The organism is Mesomycoplasma ovipneumoniae, assembly GCF_033343935.1.
Lineage (GTDB): Bacteria > Bacillota_I > Bacilli_A > Mycoplasmatales > Metamycoplasmataceae > Mesomycoplasma > Mesomycoplasma ovipneumoniae_G.
The window spans coordinates 17,358-32,677 of sequence record NZ_JAWPGQ010000012.1 but is presented as its reverse complement, the minus strand read 5'-3'; the positions used below and the strand labels follow the sequence as shown (position 1 = coordinate 32,677).

The 15,320-nt window shown below is 29.9% G+C and carries 13 protein-coding genes, 3 tRNA genes and 1 other RNA gene; 6 read left to right on the top strand and 11 right to left on the bottom strand.

The genetic code is table 4. The features are described from left to right. Positions 1-411 precede the first annotated feature (411 nt). The 4 genes from R7X45_RS03175 to ffs form a co-directional block, all read right to left on the bottom strand. Positions 412-1,359 (bottom strand): L-lactate dehydrogenase, encoded by a 948-nt coding sequence (locus R7X45_RS03175; protein ID WP_318055872.1) that lies wholly within the window; start codon positions 1,357-1,359, stop codon positions 412-414. A gap of 158 nt (positions 1,360-1,517) precedes the next feature. Beyond that, positions 1,518-2,963 carry a hexose phosphate transporter gene (locus R7X45_RS03170; RefSeq protein WP_318055871.1) on the bottom strand — a complete coding sequence of 482 codons (1,446 nt, stop codon included), beginning with the start codon at positions 2,961-2,963 and terminating at the stop codon, positions 1,518-1,520. A gap of 878 nt (positions 2,964-3,841) precedes the next feature. Continuing rightward, positions 3,842-4,945, bottom strand: a complete 1,104-nt coding sequence (locus R7X45_RS03165) for a YitT family protein (RefSeq protein WP_318055870.1) — start codon at positions 4,943-4,945, stop codon at positions 3,842-3,844. A gap of 19 nt (positions 4,946-4,964) precedes the next feature. Next, an RNA gene (ffs, locus tag R7X45_RS03160) (signal recognition particle sRNA small type) lies at positions 4,965-5,062 on the bottom strand. 134 nt (positions 5,063-5,196) lie between these two features. Between ffs and R7X45_RS03155 the strand changes: the two genes are divergently transcribed. Then, positions 5,197-5,994 (top strand): alpha/beta hydrolase, encoded by a 798-nt coding sequence (locus R7X45_RS03155; RefSeq protein WP_318047071.1) that lies wholly within the window; start codon positions 5,197-5,199, stop codon positions 5,992-5,994. A 79-nt stretch (positions 5,995-6,073) separates the two neighbouring features. On the opposite strand, the gene R7X45_RS03150 is transcribed toward R7X45_RS03155, so the two are convergent. From R7X45_RS03150 to R7X45_RS03135, 4 genes are all read right to left on the bottom strand, one after another. Next, complete coding sequence (locus R7X45_RS03150) at positions 6,074-6,196, bottom strand: hypothetical protein (protein WP_258825113.1); 123 nt, start codon at positions 6,194-6,196, stop codon at positions 6,074-6,076. Positions 6,197-6,213: 17 nt separating this feature from the next. Next, entirely contained in the window at positions 6,214-7,182 is a 969-nt protein-coding gene (gene pfkA / locus R7X45_RS03145; protein ID WP_318055869.1) for a 6-phosphofructokinase, read from the bottom strand. 55 nt (positions 7,183-7,237) lie between these two features. Beyond that, a tRNA-Lys gene (locus R7X45_RS03140) sits at positions 7,238-7,313 on the bottom strand. A gap of 3 nt (positions 7,314-7,316) precedes the next feature. After that, positions 7,317-7,402: transfer RNA gene (locus R7X45_RS03135), tRNA-Leu, on the bottom strand. A gap of 380 nt (positions 7,403-7,782) precedes the next feature. Between R7X45_RS03135 and R7X45_RS03130 the strand changes: the two genes are divergently transcribed. The 5 genes from R7X45_RS03130 (at position 7,783) to R7X45_RS03110 (ending at position 13,279) form a co-directional block, all read left to right on the top strand. After that, positions 7,783-8,826 (top strand): hypothetical protein, encoded by a 1,044-nt coding sequence (locus R7X45_RS03130; protein ID WP_318055868.1) that lies wholly within the window; start codon positions 7,783-7,785, stop codon positions 8,824-8,826. Between the two features lie 71 nt (positions 8,827-8,897). Continuing rightward, entirely contained in the window at positions 8,898-10,481 is a 1,584-nt protein-coding gene (locus R7X45_RS03125) for an amino acid permease (RefSeq protein WP_313359406.1), read from the top strand. An 18-nt stretch (positions 10,482-10,499) separates the two neighbouring features. Then, positions 10,500-11,015 (top strand): adenine phosphoribosyltransferase, encoded by a 516-nt coding sequence (locus tag R7X45_RS03120; RefSeq protein WP_252262965.1) that lies wholly within the window; start codon positions 10,500-10,502, stop codon positions 11,013-11,015. A gap of 135 nt (positions 11,016-11,150) precedes the next feature. Then, complete coding sequence (gene pdhA, locus R7X45_RS03115; protein WP_313359405.1) at positions 11,151-12,275, top strand: pyruvate dehydrogenase (acetyl-transferring) E1 component subunit alpha; 1,125 nt, start codon at positions 11,151-11,153, stop codon at positions 12,273-12,275. Next, on the top strand, positions 12,275-13,279 hold the full coding sequence (locus R7X45_RS03110; RefSeq protein ID WP_313359404.1) for an alpha-ketoacid dehydrogenase subunit beta: 1,005 nt from the start codon (positions 12,275-12,277) through the stop codon (positions 13,277-13,279). The genes pdhA and R7X45_RS03110 overlap by 1 nt, the downstream gene beginning before the upstream one ends. A gap of 667 nt (positions 13,280-13,946) precedes the next feature. Here the strand turns inward: R7X45_RS03110 and R7X45_RS03105 are convergent. From R7X45_RS03105 to rpmG, 3 genes are all read right to left on the bottom strand, one after another. Further along, positions 13,947-14,022 (bottom strand) — tRNA-His (locus tag R7X45_RS03105). Positions 14,023-14,103: 81 nt separating this feature from the next. Further along, complete coding sequence (locus R7X45_RS03100) at positions 14,104-15,138, bottom strand: aminopeptidase P family protein (RefSeq protein ID WP_318055867.1); 1,035 nt, start codon at positions 15,136-15,138, stop codon at positions 14,104-14,106. 1 nt (position 15,139) lies between these two features. Next, on the bottom strand, positions 15,140-15,292 hold the full coding sequence (gene rpmG, locus R7X45_RS03095; protein ID WP_010321078.1) for a 50S ribosomal protein L33: 153 nt from the start codon (positions 15,290-15,292) through the stop codon (positions 15,140-15,142). Between the last annotated feature and the right edge of the window lie 28 nt (positions 15,293-15,320).

Here is a 15,320-nt window from a genome sequence, read left to right as displayed (position 1 = left end):
AACCAAAAGCCCTAAATTTATAGATTTCTAAACGGGTAAATTTAAGGCATACCATTATATTAAAAAACATAATGCAAAATTCACATTTTCTGATTTTTTATGACAAAAACATAACTAATCCACCCCTTAATTCAATACAAAATTTATTAATTCATTCTTAGTGATGCTTATTATAACATAATTTTTTCTTAGACCAAACATTTTTTTTTTTTTTTTTACAAAGGTTAATTTTAAAATAATAAAAATTAAGACTTTAAGTCAAAAAAACAAGGATTTACTGGTATTTTTGCATATTTATATTCACTAAAAAGTGAATTTTTGCCATTAAACTCAAAATTATAATTAATTTAAAGAAAAGCACCCCGATTGGGAGTGCCTTTCTTTAAAATTTTAAGTGTGTGACTTTGAAAACTAAAGATTTTTCATAGCGTCTTTGTAAATAGTATCGACAATTTCGACTGATTTTGCGAATTTTTCTTTTTCTTTATCATTGAGTGTAATTTCAATGATTTTTTCAATACCATTTGCACCAAGGACCGCTGGAACTCCAATATTTACGCCATCAAAGCCGTACTGACCACGTAAATTCGCACCGACAATTAGAATATTTTTTGTGTCGTTGACAATGTTGCTTACAATTCGCGCTAATGCAGCACCAATTCCGTAAAATGTTGCTCTTTTTCTGTTAATTATTTCATAAGCACGACGTGAAACTGGATATTCAAGCTCTTTTTCGTAATTTGAGCTGTTAATTCCGGTTAGTTCTGAAAAATGACAGAAGCATTCACCTGCAATTTTAATATTAGAATATGCAACAAAAGATGAATCACCATGCTCACCCATTACGTAAGCCTGAACTGAATTTGGGGCAATTTTTAATCTTTTGGCAATTTCAAATTGAAGTCTTGCAGTATCAAGAATTGTTCCTGATCCAATAACTTTTTGGTCAGAAAATCCTGAAGCATCACGGTAAGCGCGAGTAATAACATCAACAGGGTTTGAGGCAATAACAGTAATTCCGCTAAAGCCACTTTCTTTAACTTTAAAAGCAATATCACGGATAATTCGAATATTATCTGCAACTAATTCAAGACGAGTTTCACCTGGTTTTTGAGGTCTTCCTGCTGTAATTAAAATAAAATCTGCATCTTTTAGGTCGCTATACTCATAACGGCGAACTGAAAAAGGACGCAAAAGTGAAGCGGAGGCATCCTCAAAATCAAATGCATTTCCTTCTGCAAAATCAGGGTTTATATCGATAATTCCGTATTCAGATGCAAGACCTTGATTCATTGCTGCATAAAGAAATGAATTTCCAACATTTCCTGCGCCGATTAGAGCGATTTTGATTGGCTTCATATTGTATCTCCTAGTTTTTTTATAATGGTTATAACAAAAATATTAAATATCAATGTTACGTTTAAAATTTTAATACATTTTTGAATAAAAAACAAGCAAAAATATACTTTTGCTTGTTTTTTACAAATTAATTGAAAAAAATGAAATTTTTTTTAATATTAAATACGTTCAATATCTGAGAGTTTACGGATTTTTAAGAGTTTTTTATAGTTTGGATGAGGCTCTTTTATAAAGGCAAGACCGATTGCAGAAGCAAGTGAAAATGCAATAATTACAATATAAGCGCCTAAGGCATATCCATCAACATTTTCGGCACTAACTGCTGTTTTTAGATCTACCCCTGGAGGCGTATTAATTAATGAAGTTATTATTGTTGCTACTGTAAAGGCAGCATACCCTAGTCCTCAAATAAGACCAAATTGGAATCCGACTCTTTTAGGATTTGCACCTGGATATTCGTGAGGTAAATTAAGAATTACACCTTGAATACCTCAGAGACAAATTCCCATAAAAAGACCTAAAATTAAAAATAATCAAGTTCAACCATCTTTGTATGTTTCTGCACTTAGAGGGTCTTTTCCTACTTTTGTAACAAAAACAACGGTAGCAAGAACATAAAAAAGAACACCAAGGGAAATAACTGTTGTTATATATTTACGTCTTTGAAGTTTATATTTTGAAAATAGTCCAACTGTAAATGGACCAACAAACATTCCTGATAAGAAAACAATTAGGAAAACTGAGATTTTTTGGTTAAAAGTATTGGCACTATCACCAATTAGACGAGCAAAAATTGGCTTAGAAAATGTAAAGGGGAAAACAACCGCAATAAGTCATGATCCATAAACAATTGTTCAATATCAAGTATCTTTTTGTTTAAAAAAGCTTGTTAAAGTTAGCTTTTCTTGCTTAGCTTGATTTGCTAAAGCAGAAGGATACAGGTCAAATTTTGCTCCTAAAATTATGTAACCAATTAAAGGAATAAGTGTTAAAAGTCCAATTACTAGGAAAATTGTTTGTCAATGTGAACGAACAGAAGCTTGAATTACATCATTCAATATAAAAGGAATAAGTGTAATTATTGTTCCAATTGGGTAAAAAAACGGTGAAAACTGTGAAATTACCGCTTTTTGACGTGGATTTAAATAGTTTGAAACAACTGGTTGAATTAAAACAATTTGCATTGTTCCACCAATTGCAAAAATAGTTCTTAAAATTATAAACCCTGCATAAGTTGGTGAATAAGGCGCTGCTATTCCAAAAAGCATTAAAACGAGCGACAATACTACAGTATATTTATGCGAAATTTTTACAATAAATCAACCAACTAGAATCGATCCAATTCCACGACCGATTGTAATTCCTCAGTTAACTGCTTGATTAACCACAGTTCCAGGCGCAGCACTAGCATCTGGAAAAAAATGTCCTAAATATCCACTTACACCAGCTTTTCCGTTGAGTCCAGCTGATGCAAATCCTCAATTTATGACAAAAATCATATAAGCAAAAACAATTAACGCTCACAGAATTAGGCCGGTACTGAAAGTTAATTTTTTTTCTTTTATGTTTTTTGAAGCAAATTTTAAAATAAAATTATCATTCATATAATTTAGTTCCTAAATTTTAAAAATGTGTACAGAGTTAATAACTCTGCTTAAAATTATATAGTAAAAATTTAAAAAAATATCAAACTGGAACATTTTGTTTAAAAAATTTAAAAAAATTTCAGTATTTCCAGTGTTTCCCAGTTTGATGAGGTAATCTTAAAAAAGTGTCTGGTTTTTAGGTACTTTTTTAACTTAAAAAGCAAAATTACAAAATATTTAAATTACCTTTTTTAGTCAAAACACTGGCAAAAATCAATTTATGGACTAAATAACTAAAATCGTAAAAAAAAATACAACTACTATTTAAACTCAATGTAAAAAGAAAACTCGTTTTTATTTACATTGAGCCTAAAAAAACATATGAAGTTTTGAAAGAACAATAATTAAAAGCCTTAAATTTATAGATTTCTAAACGGTCAGATTTAAGGCATTCCATAATATTAAAAATATAATGGAAAATTCGCATTTTCTGAGTTTAATACACCAAAAAACATAACTAATCCCTCCTTAATTCAATATCAAAATTTATTAATTCATTCTTAGTGAGATTTATTATAACATAATTTTATTTTAGACCAAGCATTTTTTTTTTTTTTTTACAAAAGGTTAATTTCAAAACTATAAAATTAAGATTTTAACCTCAAAAAACCCGGATTTAGCGGTATTTTTGCATATTTGTGTTCACTAAAAAACCAATTTTGCCCTCAAACTGGTGGAGCTCAGCAAAAATTTAAAAAAATTTCAGTTTTAATTCGGCACTAAAAAAGCAAAGATTTTTTAACAGTCTTAATTAGACTATCAAAAAATCTTTGCTGAATTTAAAACAGTAGTAAAAATTTTAACTAAAAAACAAAAATTAATTAAAAAGTGAAAATTTAATTAATTTTTGTTGCATCAAAACGGTCTGTTGTTTGCAAAATTTTAGTTGCTGAATACCAAAAACTAACGTTTGCTTTTGCAATTTCTTCTAAAATTGCGTTTTTTTCAATTATGTAAATAATTGTTTCAACTCTTCATTGTTTTTGACCGGTGTATCCAGAAACACCTTCTCAAATATTATATGAGTGCCAATATTTTATTGATTTAAGATGTTCAACAATTTTATCTGGGTGATTAGTATAAATTTTTAAAAGAATTTTTCCGTATTTTGGATAAATTCGGCTAACAATTGACGAACTTACAATTAAATAAATAAAAACAGCGGCTAATTTTTGACCCAAAAGTTGACCATCAACTTGTGAAGGTTCAAGAAAATAAAGGATAACAATTGAAAAAAGTCCAAAAAATATCGAAATACTAAACATTATTTTGCCAATAGGTTTGCGATATTTTAGCGCAATATAATAAGTTATATAATCAGTTCCTCCACAGGAACCGCCGAATTTTCAAGCCATTCCGATAGATCAACCAGACAAAATTGCACCAATAATTGTATAATAGAAAATAGTCCAAGAACCTTGTTGGCCTTGAATTAAAATATTGTTAATTAAAAATGTCCTTATTGGGGTATCAAGAGAAAAAACCTGGTTTCAAACAATTTGAAAAAAAAGTCAAATGAAAGTAAGATAGCTAAAACTTTTGTTCGAGACTTTAACGAGAATAAAAATTATTAAAGGAATATTAATAACAAAGTAAATTATTGCAAAACTTCAGCCAATACTTACTTCATATTGAGAATTAATTATTATTATAGTAAGTGCTGGAATTGCTGAAACACCTGTTGGGACAGTTTTTGCAACTCCTAAGAAAAAAATAACCCCTAATGTAAAAAATAATGCCGAAATAGCCATCATTGTGATTGAAAGGGTTCGTCTTTTCCAGAAATTTTTCAGGTTTATTTTGCTTTGGTTATGATTAAAAATTTCACGTTCTGCACGTAAAACAAGTTGATTTTTTAAACATTTAGCTAAATTATGGTTTTTCTGATTAGAACAAGAACAATGCGCATTGCTTGATTTGTTAGATTGTCGAGAAGACATAGTGTTTTTTTACCTTTTCAAAGATTAAAAAGACCACTAAACACAATACTTCTCGATATGGCTGCTATATTTCTATCCTGACCAGGTTACAAGGTTATTATTTTAGTGGCACTAACATTATATCACTTTTTATTTTTTTCTGAAATAAAAAGTTAAAAAAATTTTTTTATTTTATAATTATTTTTAAATACAGAAAAAAATATTTTAAAAACACATTTTAATACAGAAAAAATCACGAAGGAGAACAGAAAATGTCTAATTCAATTTGACCATACCCTTTTATAATGAATCAAAGTCCGTATAATAAAATTAATATTGTTTTTTGCCACGGTTTTAACTCAAGCCATAAAGTTTTTGGCGGTGTAATTGACTCAATTAGCAAAGAAATTGGCGTAAATTTTTATGCCTACACACTTCCGGGAAATAATTTAACTCCGGCAAAAGACAATCAACTTTATGTTGATTATTATGCAGATTTGACAGTTGAATTTATTAAAAAATTAAACCTTAAAAACGTTGTTTTAGTTGGCCACTCAATGGGAGGCGGATATGGTGCTTTAGTTTATAAAAGAATTCCTGAATTAATTTCAAAAATGGTTTTCATTGGCCCAATGAATAAAGCTAATTTGCCTCTAAAAGATTTATTTTACGAAAAATTTTTCCCAAAAACACCTGAAGAAATGTTAGAATTTTTGCCAATTTATGAATATGATAAAGAAAAATATAAAGATCCTAAATATTTAGAATGAGCAAAAGCCACCTTTAATTACGAGTATTTTAATAATTACTATATTGTAACCCTCAGTAAAAATTTACTAAAAAATAATATGATGGATCAAATTGAGGACGGAATTAAATCAATAAAATGTCCAACACTTCTTGTTTTAGGTGAAAAAGATGGAATTGTTCTACAACAAGAAACTAAATCATATTTTGAAAGTCTAATACCGCACGTCCAAACCGAAATCATACCAAAAACTGGCCACTTGATTTATACAGAAAATCCTGAATATTTCAACAGAATTTTTATTGATTTCCTAAAAAAATAGTTAATTTTTGACTAATCAGTTTTTAATTCTTAAATAAAAAAAGGTGATTTTCACCTTTTTTTATTTAACTGTTTTTAAATTATTGCAAACTTTTTTCCACTAAAAGTTGTAATTTTGCATTTAATTTTTTAGCGGCTTTTGAAGTTTTAAGTCTTCGAGCTTCTCGCCTTTTTTGCATTTGAAGTTTTCTAATTTTACGCATTTTATACCTTTTCTAAATTAATTTTGATTAATTTTGTTAATTTTTTTAGCTAATTCGCCTGTTCGTTCAACAGAGGCTGAGACTACTTTGGTTATATCGTGAGCTTGAATTTTTCCATCTAAATAACTAATTGCAAGTCCAGATTTACCTTCATCAATTAACTCGATTGCTTTCATTGCCATCTTAGCTGCTAATATTCGATCAAATGCCGAAGGTCTTCCACCTCTTTGAATATGCCCAACTTCAAAAGCTCTTGTTGTTATATTAGTTAATTTTTCAATTTGAGCAGCAAATTCTTTTAAATTTGGCAAAACATACTCTAAAACTGTAATAATAACGCTCGGCTTACCTTTTTTAAATTGCTCAAGAACAATTTTTGCTGCTTCTTCAGCACTTAGAGGATTTGTGTTAGTAATAACAAGTTCACTTCCGGTTGCAATCGCTGAATACAAAGCTAAATCTGGACAATGACGTCCCATCACTTCAACAACAAAACAACGTCGATGGGAATTAGCAGTATCTCTTAATTTGTCAACACTTTCTACAATTGTATTTAAAGCTGAATCAAATCCAATTGTATAATCAGTAAATTGAATATCATTATCGATTGTTCCTGGTAGAGCAATTACTTTGATTCCTTGCAAATGAAGTTTATAACCACCTTTGTAAGTTCCATCTCCACCAATAACTATTAAAGAAGAAATACCCATATCTGTTAAGATTTTTGCGGCTTTTTTTTGAATTTCTTCGTCTTTAAATTCCGGAAAACGGGTAGAACCAATTGCTGTGCCACCAAAACTAGAGATACCGTTATACGGAAATTCAGAGGCTAATATAATATTTTTATTTAAAATTCCAAGGTAGCCTTCTAAAATTAAATATGGTTCAAATCCTGAATTAAGTGCGGACTTAACAATAGCACTTATAGCAGAATTCATTCCTGGTGAGTCACCACCAGAAGTTAAAATTGCTATTTTTTTTGACATTTTAAGCCTTTTTTTAATGAAAAATTATAAAAATGTTGGACAAATAAATTTGAAATGGTACGCCCTAGAGGATTTGAACCTCTGACCCAATGATTAAAAGTCATTTGCTCTACCTGCTGAGCTAAGGGCGCTTTTGGTGCTCGAAACTGGACTCGAACCAGCACGGGATTACTCCCAAGGGATTTTAAGTCCCTTGTGTCTACCATTCCACCACTCGAGCACTAATGGTTTGTTCAGTTAAAAGCATATAACATTATATCACAAAAAAAAGAAAAAAAGTTTTTTTTAATATTTTTTTAATTTGCCTAACCAACAACCAAATTAATATAAGTTATATTTAGATTTTTCCCCAAAAAAAGTAAAAAAATCGCTTTTTTCACTGTTTTAAAAAAATATAGATAAAAACAGCAAATATAAATTATAATGCATAAACTCAAAAAAAATATTAAAATTTTCTTTTTTTTCAAATTAACCTGGATTTTGCCGGTTTTTTTATTTGCAAGTTGCTTTAAAATTAATATAAACTCGATCCATTCACAAAACAAGGGGAAAATAAAAAGTAACACGGACAAATTAAAGCCCTTTGTTTTTGAAACAATTATGAAAGGATTGCCAAAAAATCAAGAAAAACCAAGGACAAGTTTTAGCGGAATTTTAGATCAAAGCAAAATTGAAGAGCTAAAAATTGGGCAAATTGAGGAAAAAGACTATTTTGGTCTTGAAGAAATTCTAGTTCAATTTTTTAATACATATAATAATAGCATGGATTTTAGCCAAAAAAAGGTTCTTTTTCTTAGTTTAAAAGAAAAAATTAAAAATATTGACCTAAGTTTAAATCTTGGCGCAAATGATGATAGCCAATATTTTGATGAAAATTTTGGAACTATTAATATAACAGACTTAAATATTAATAATTTAGATGATCAAAAATTTTACCAAGAACAAATAAACATATATAAATCAAAAAGTTTAGAGGAATTTTTAAAAAATAAGGAAAAACATCTTTTTATCGAAGAAAAACTAATAGCCCAAAAAAGACAGTGAGACCCGGTCATTAAACTAATTTTGCACATAAATTTTGCTAGATTTTACTTGCATTTTATTAAATTAAGTCAAGAACTTACAAGAAATATTATTATTTCAATCATTGATTTTGCTATAAAATCAGATGAGTCAAAAAAAGAAGAAAATAAAATAAGTCAGCAAATTAAAGAACTTTTTGAACAAAAAGAAAACTTAAAAATCAAATCTGAAAAAGAAGACAAAAATAACCCTGCAAAGAGTGATTTTGGCACCTTAGAACAAAAAATTGACCAAGAAATTCAAGCACTTAAAGAAAAACTAAAAACTGTTAAAGAAAATAATTTTTTAACTCTGAAGTCATTAGCTAACCAAATTAATCAATTTTTGAAAGAGTTTTTTGACCCTAAAATTCACTATTCGATGAATTCTGACTATGTTTTTCTAAATGAACCCAAACTTTATATAAATAACCAGTTAGCTTATGCCAAATTTTTCCAATTTTTTACTGAAAATTTAAAAGATAAATATGATGAATTTGGGATAGAATCACCTTTTTCAACTATGGGAGAAGACAAGACAAATTTAGTGAAGAAATATTTTTTGCCATTGATTCAAGAGTAAAAAAGCTTTAAATTTATAGAACTTTTTGAAAAATATGATATAATATCATCCAACTTCAAGAAGGGAAAAATATGGCAACAGGAACGCTTGGAAAGAACAAGTCTCAGAAAATCACCTTTTTTGGCGCTCTTTTAATCGTCCTTGGCGCAAGTATAGGTGCGGGAATCTTTTTTAAATCCAAGGCTGTTATTGAAAATTCAGGTTATAATCTTGGGCTTGCAATTGGAAGTTGAGTTTTTGCTTGTTTTGCAATTGTCGCGATGGCAATTGCATTAATTGAAATTTCATCTGCGACAAAAAAATCAAATTTATCTGTCATTATTTGAAATAAACTCTTTAATTCTGAGAGTTTTTTTCAAATTTCAAAAAATTTCATAATTTATTTATATTTACCCTTTACTTATTTTGTTTTGCCTGTTTATTTTATGCAAATTTTGCAAGATGCAATTGCAGCTTTTGGCCTTGAATCATCTAGCAATTGAAATTTAAAATTTGATTGAGTTATTGTTTTGGTTGCTTCAATTGCTATTGTTATTTACTTTTTTATAATTGGTCTAAACACAAAAGTTGCTGAATTTCACAACAAAATTATTTTAATTGCAAAATTTATCCCTATTTTTGTGACAGTTATTGTCGGATTTATTTTATATTTTCAAGGCGGTTCAAACAAACTTCTTTCTCAACCTGAATTTGCAAGTGTTGAAAAAATAAAAACTGAAGGAGTTTCAATTTCCTCAAGTTTGCCTGGTGTTGGTGTTTTAATTTCAATGGCTGGAATATTTTTTTCATATGAAGGATTTTTTACCGCCGCTGGTTTGCAATCGGAAATGAAAGAGCCTAAAAAAACGCCAATTGCTATTCTTTTAGGAATTGGAATCACAACAATAATATATCTTTTTATTGCAATTGCAACTTCAATTGTTGGCGATGGTTCAATTTCGTCATTTATTAATATTGCAAAAGATGAATTAAATTGGTCACCACTTACAATTAAATTAATTTTAGGGACAACTTTTTTACTAATTGGAATTAGTCTTCTTGGAATTATCAATGTTTTTACATTGTGAGGACCACGTGCACTTGAAGAATTAATTTACAAAAACGAGTTTTTTTTACTCAAAAGGTGAAAAAAATATGTAAATTTAAATAAACCTGTTGTTTCAACTTATTTTTTAATTATTTTTTCAGTCTTGGCTCTAATTATTTTTACACTTATTGGTGTTTTTGGCTTTGATGATCAAGAATATGGAACTTATGGTCAAAAATTAAATAATTTATATTCATTTGCTGATATTACTGGAAATTGATCTGCTTTGATTAGTTTTTTACTGATTGCTGCCGCTATTTATGGATGTATTAAAAATCGAAAAACAAAAAAAATTGCTGTCGAAAAACAAAAATACTTCCTGTTTTTTGGTTATATTTCCGTAATTTGCATTTCATTAATTTTATTGTTTGCGGTTGTCGTGCCAATTGTCGATCTTTTTACAATTTTGATTTATCAACCTGAGATTGAAAATTTTAACTTAATTCTAAAAACTAGAGTTACAAAAGTTATTGTTCTTATTTTATTTATAATTGTCCCTGTTTTTCCGGTATTTTGAACCTATTTAACAAAAAAAATAAAAAAAACTGTTAAAAAAAGCAAATTATAAATATAATATAAGAAAGTTATGAAAATTAACTTAGAAAATTTTATTCGCACAGTTGATAATTTCCCAAAAAAAGGGATTAGCTTTAAAGATATTTCACCATTACTTGCCAATGGTAAAGCTTTAAATTATGCAATTGTTGAAATGGCATCGCTTGCAAAAGATGTAGATATTATTGTTGGACCAGATGCTCGAGGTTTTTTATTCGGAACACCAACAGCCGCTTTTCTTTCAAAACCATTCATAATGGTTAGAAAAGCCGGAAAATTGCCAGGTGATGTCGAAGAATTTGCCTATGATTTAGAATATGGATCTGCAATTTTAGAAGTTCAAACCGGAATGATCAAACCAGGCCAAAAAGTGGCTATTATTGATGATGTGCTCGCAACTGGAGGAACCGTAAATGCCATCACAAAAATGATCGAAAATGCCGGAGCTATTGTTTCAAAAATTATCTTTTTAATTGAGCTTGAACAATTAGAAGGTCGAAAAAAATTAGAAAATTATGAGGTTACTTCACTCATTAAAATAAAGTAATTTTTAGCCCCAAAAAATAAATAACAATATTTTTAAATTTTGTTATAATATTAATATAAGCTCAAATTAAAAAAATTTCTTGTTTTTTTTGAGTTTATAATTTAAAATATTAAAAAAATATAAAAAAGGAGATTCATGGATAAATTTCGTTATGTCAAACCTGACCAAATTATGGACAAAGACCATGAAATGATTAGGTATCTCGATATTGATGGAAATCTCTTAACTTCGACTGTTTTTGGCGAACTTGATGAGAAACAAGATATTAGATTATCTGCTGATCAAATCAAAAAAGCCTATGAATTTATGGTTTTATCACGTCAACAAGACGTTTATATGACCCAACTTCAACGTCAAGGTCGAATGTTAACTTTTGCCCCTAACTTTGGTGAAGAAGCTCTTCAAGTTGCTTCAGGAATGGCACTTACAAAGGATGACTGATTCGTTCCTGCTTTCCGTTCAAATGCAACAATGTTATATCTTGGTGTTCCAATGATAAATCAAATGCAATACTGAAACGGAAGTGAAAAAGGAAACGTAATTCCTGAAGGTGTTAATGTTTTACCAATTAACATTCCAATCGGAACTCAATTTTCACATGCTGCCGGAATCGCTTATGCTGCAAAATTAACCGGTAAAAAAATTGTTTCAATGAGTTTTATTGGTAATGGTGGAACTGCTGAAGGTGAATTTTACGAAGCTCTAAATATTGCAAGTATTTGAAAATGACCTGTTGTATTTTGCGTAAATAATAACCAATGAGCTATTTCAACACCTAATAAATACGAAAATGCGGCTTCCACAATTGCTGCAAAAGCAAAAGCTGCCGGAATGCCTGGAGTTCGTGTTGACGGAAATGACCTTTTAGCTTCCTACGAAGTAATTCAAGAAGCAGTGGACTATGCTCGTGCCGGAAATGGCCCTGTTCTTGTTGAATTTGTTACTTGACGTCAAGGTGTTCACACTTCTTCTGACAACCCAAGAATTTATCGAACTGAAGAAGAAGAAAAAGAACATGAAAAATGAGAGCCAATGCATCGTATTGAAAAATACATGTTTGACCGTGGCATTTTAACTGAAGAAGAAAAACAAAAAATTTGAGATGATTCTTTAGCTGTTGTTAAAGAAACTTACGAAAAATCTCTAGTTGGTTTAGACTCAACAATCGATGAAATCTTCGATTACACATACGAGACCTTACCTCCAGAACTTGAAGAACAAAAACAAGAAGCAATCGAATTTTTTAAAGGAGCTAAATAATGGCAAATTCAGATAAAATCGCTCTAAATAATATCGGTGCAGTTACAAATGCTATTGATTTAATGATGGAAAAAGACCCTCGCGTTGTTCTTTGAGGAGAAGATGCTGGATTTGAAGGCGGAGTTTTCCGTGCAACTGAAGGATTACAAAAAAAATACGGAATTGATCGTGTTTGAGATGCCCCAATAGCTGAAGCATCTATTTGTGGTGTTGCAGTTGGAGCAGCCATTGCCGGGCTACGTCCAATTGCAGAAATGCAATTCCAAGGTTTCTCATACCCTGCCTTTCAACAGCTTTTTGCTCACGCAGTCCGTTATCGTAACCGTTCTCGTGGTCGGTTTACTGTGCCAATGGTTTTAAGGATGCCAATGGCAGGTGGAGTTCGTGCTCTAGAGCACCACTCAGAAGCAATTGAAGCAATGTTTGCCCACATTCCTGGAGTAAAAGTTGTTATGCCTTCAACTCCATATGACACTAAAGGTCTTTTAATTGCCGCAATTAATGACCCAGATCCGGTTGTATTTCTTGAGCCAAAAAAAATATACCGTGCATTTAAACAAGAAGTTCCTGCTGGAATTTACGAAGTTCCAATTGGAAAAGCTAATGTAATTAAAGAAGGAAGTGACTTAACACTTGTAACTTACGGTGCTCAAGTTCACGAATCAATCGCCGCTATTCAAGCTCTTAGTTCAACTCCTGGACTTGAAGATGTTGATGTTGAATTAATTGACTTAAGAACAATTAAGCCAGTTGATACTGAAGCTATTATCGAATCAGTTAAGAAAACTGGACGTATTTTAGTTGTTCACGAAGCTGTTAAATCTTTTTCAGTTTCAGCCGAAATTATAACTCGTGTTAACGAAAAAGCATTTGAATATTTAGAAGCAGCTCCTGCTCGTCTTACTGGATATGATATTACAGTTCCGTTAGCAAAAGGTGAAAATTTCCACACAATTACAAAAGAAAAAATAATCGATAAAATTCGTCAAATTATGAACTCTTAATAATTTGCATGTTTAAAAATTTTTCCTAATTATTATTAAGATAAGCCCTTAAAATCATAAAGTCCTTTGATTTTAAGGGCTTTTTATTATAATAAAAAACCGAGTTTTCCAGTTTGCTAGCAAAAATCAATTACTAATAAAACAACAAAAATCATAAAAAAATACAACTACTATTTAAACTAAATGCAAATAGAAAACTCACTTTTATTTGCATTGAGCCTAAAAAAATATATGAAGTTTTGAAAGAGCAATAACTAAAAGCCCTAAATTTGTAGATTTCTAAACGGGTAAATTTAAGGCATACCATTATATTTAAAAGTATAATGGATAATTCACATTTTCTGATTTTAATATGCAAAAAACATAACTAATTCCCGCTTAATTCTAATATCCAAATTTATTAATTATTCTTAGTGAAGTCTATTATAACATAATTTTATTTTTGACCAAACATTTTTTTTTTTTTTTTTTTACAAAGGGTTGATTTTAAAATAATAAAAATTAAGACTTTGCGTCAAAAAACCCGGATTTAGCGGTATTTTGTCATATTTACATTCACTAAAAAGTGAATTTTTGCCATTAAACTGCCAAAGTCAGGGAAAAATTGTAAATATAAAAAACTAGACCGCTTAAAGTCTAGTTTAGTTTTTTGGTCTATTTAAAGAAATGGGGCGGATGACGGGGATCGAACCCGCGTATGTCGGAACCACAACCCGATGCGTTAGCCACTTCGCCACATCCACCAAATTAATTAAATATTATAACATATTTTTAATTAATTTTTTTATTTTTTTGCTAATTTTATTTGCTAAAAAATAAGGTTTTTATGATTGTTCTTCGCGAGAAAGTGTTTTAAATCCTTTTTCAGTTACAAGAACAACATCCTCGATTCGAGCACCACCGACTCCGGGGATATATATTCCAGGTTCAACAGTTATAACCATTCCTGGTTCTAAAATTGTATCACTATTAGCACTAACAACAGGCAATTCGTGAATATCAATTCCAACTCCGTGACCGGTTGAGTGAACAAAATATTGTCCATAACCTTTTTGGTCGATATAATCACGGCAGGCTTTGTCAATTTCTGATGCCTTAACACCAGGGGCAACTTTTTTACGCCCTAATTCTGCAGCTTTTTTGACTATTTCAAGAATTTCCTCTTTTTTTGACTCAAGTTTTCCAAGATATGAAGTTCTAGTGATATCAGCGCAATAACCATTATAAAGAGCACCAAAATCAATTTTTAGAAGATCATTGTCAAGAATTTTTGCCGAACTGGCTCTTCAATGAGGCATTGCTGAATTTGGACCGGTTGCAATTATTGAATCAAAAGATTCTTTTTCAGCCCCTAGTAATTTCATTTGATAATTTAGTTCAATATCAACTGATTTTTCAGTTAGGCCTGGTTGAATTTTTGGCAAAATTTTACTGTAGGCTTCAAGTGAAATATCAACTGCTTTTTGGATGTTTTGAATTTCTTCTTCAGTTTTAATAATTCGAAAAAATTGAGCTGATAAATTAATAATCTCGGAATTAGGGAATCAGTGCTTGATTTTATTAAGTTGTTCAACTGTTAAATACTCAGCTTCAACTCCAATTCGGTGATATTTTTTTTGAGCTAAAAAGTTTTCAAGATTTTGCTTGGTAATTAGTAAAACTTGGCAATTTTTAGCATTTTTTTGGGCTGCTTCAATATAACGGCCATCAACAAACAAATAAGAATTGCTCTTTTGAATAAATAAAAGACCATCAGTAGCTGAAACTTTTGTCAATCAAAGGCGAGTTTGATAAGAAAATGAAATTATAACATCTAAATTATTTTCTTCAAAAGCTTTATTTAAATACTTAGGATTCATGTTATTTTTTCTCACGGTGTAAAGTGTGTTTGTTGCATTTGTGGCAATGTTTTTTTACTTCAATTTTTTCAGGTTTTGTTTTTTTATTTTTTTTAGTGATATAATTTTCCATTTTGCAATCAATGCATCTTAATGTTAGTCCTTCTCTTGGCATTTTGGCTCCTTTTAAAAAAATAAATCTT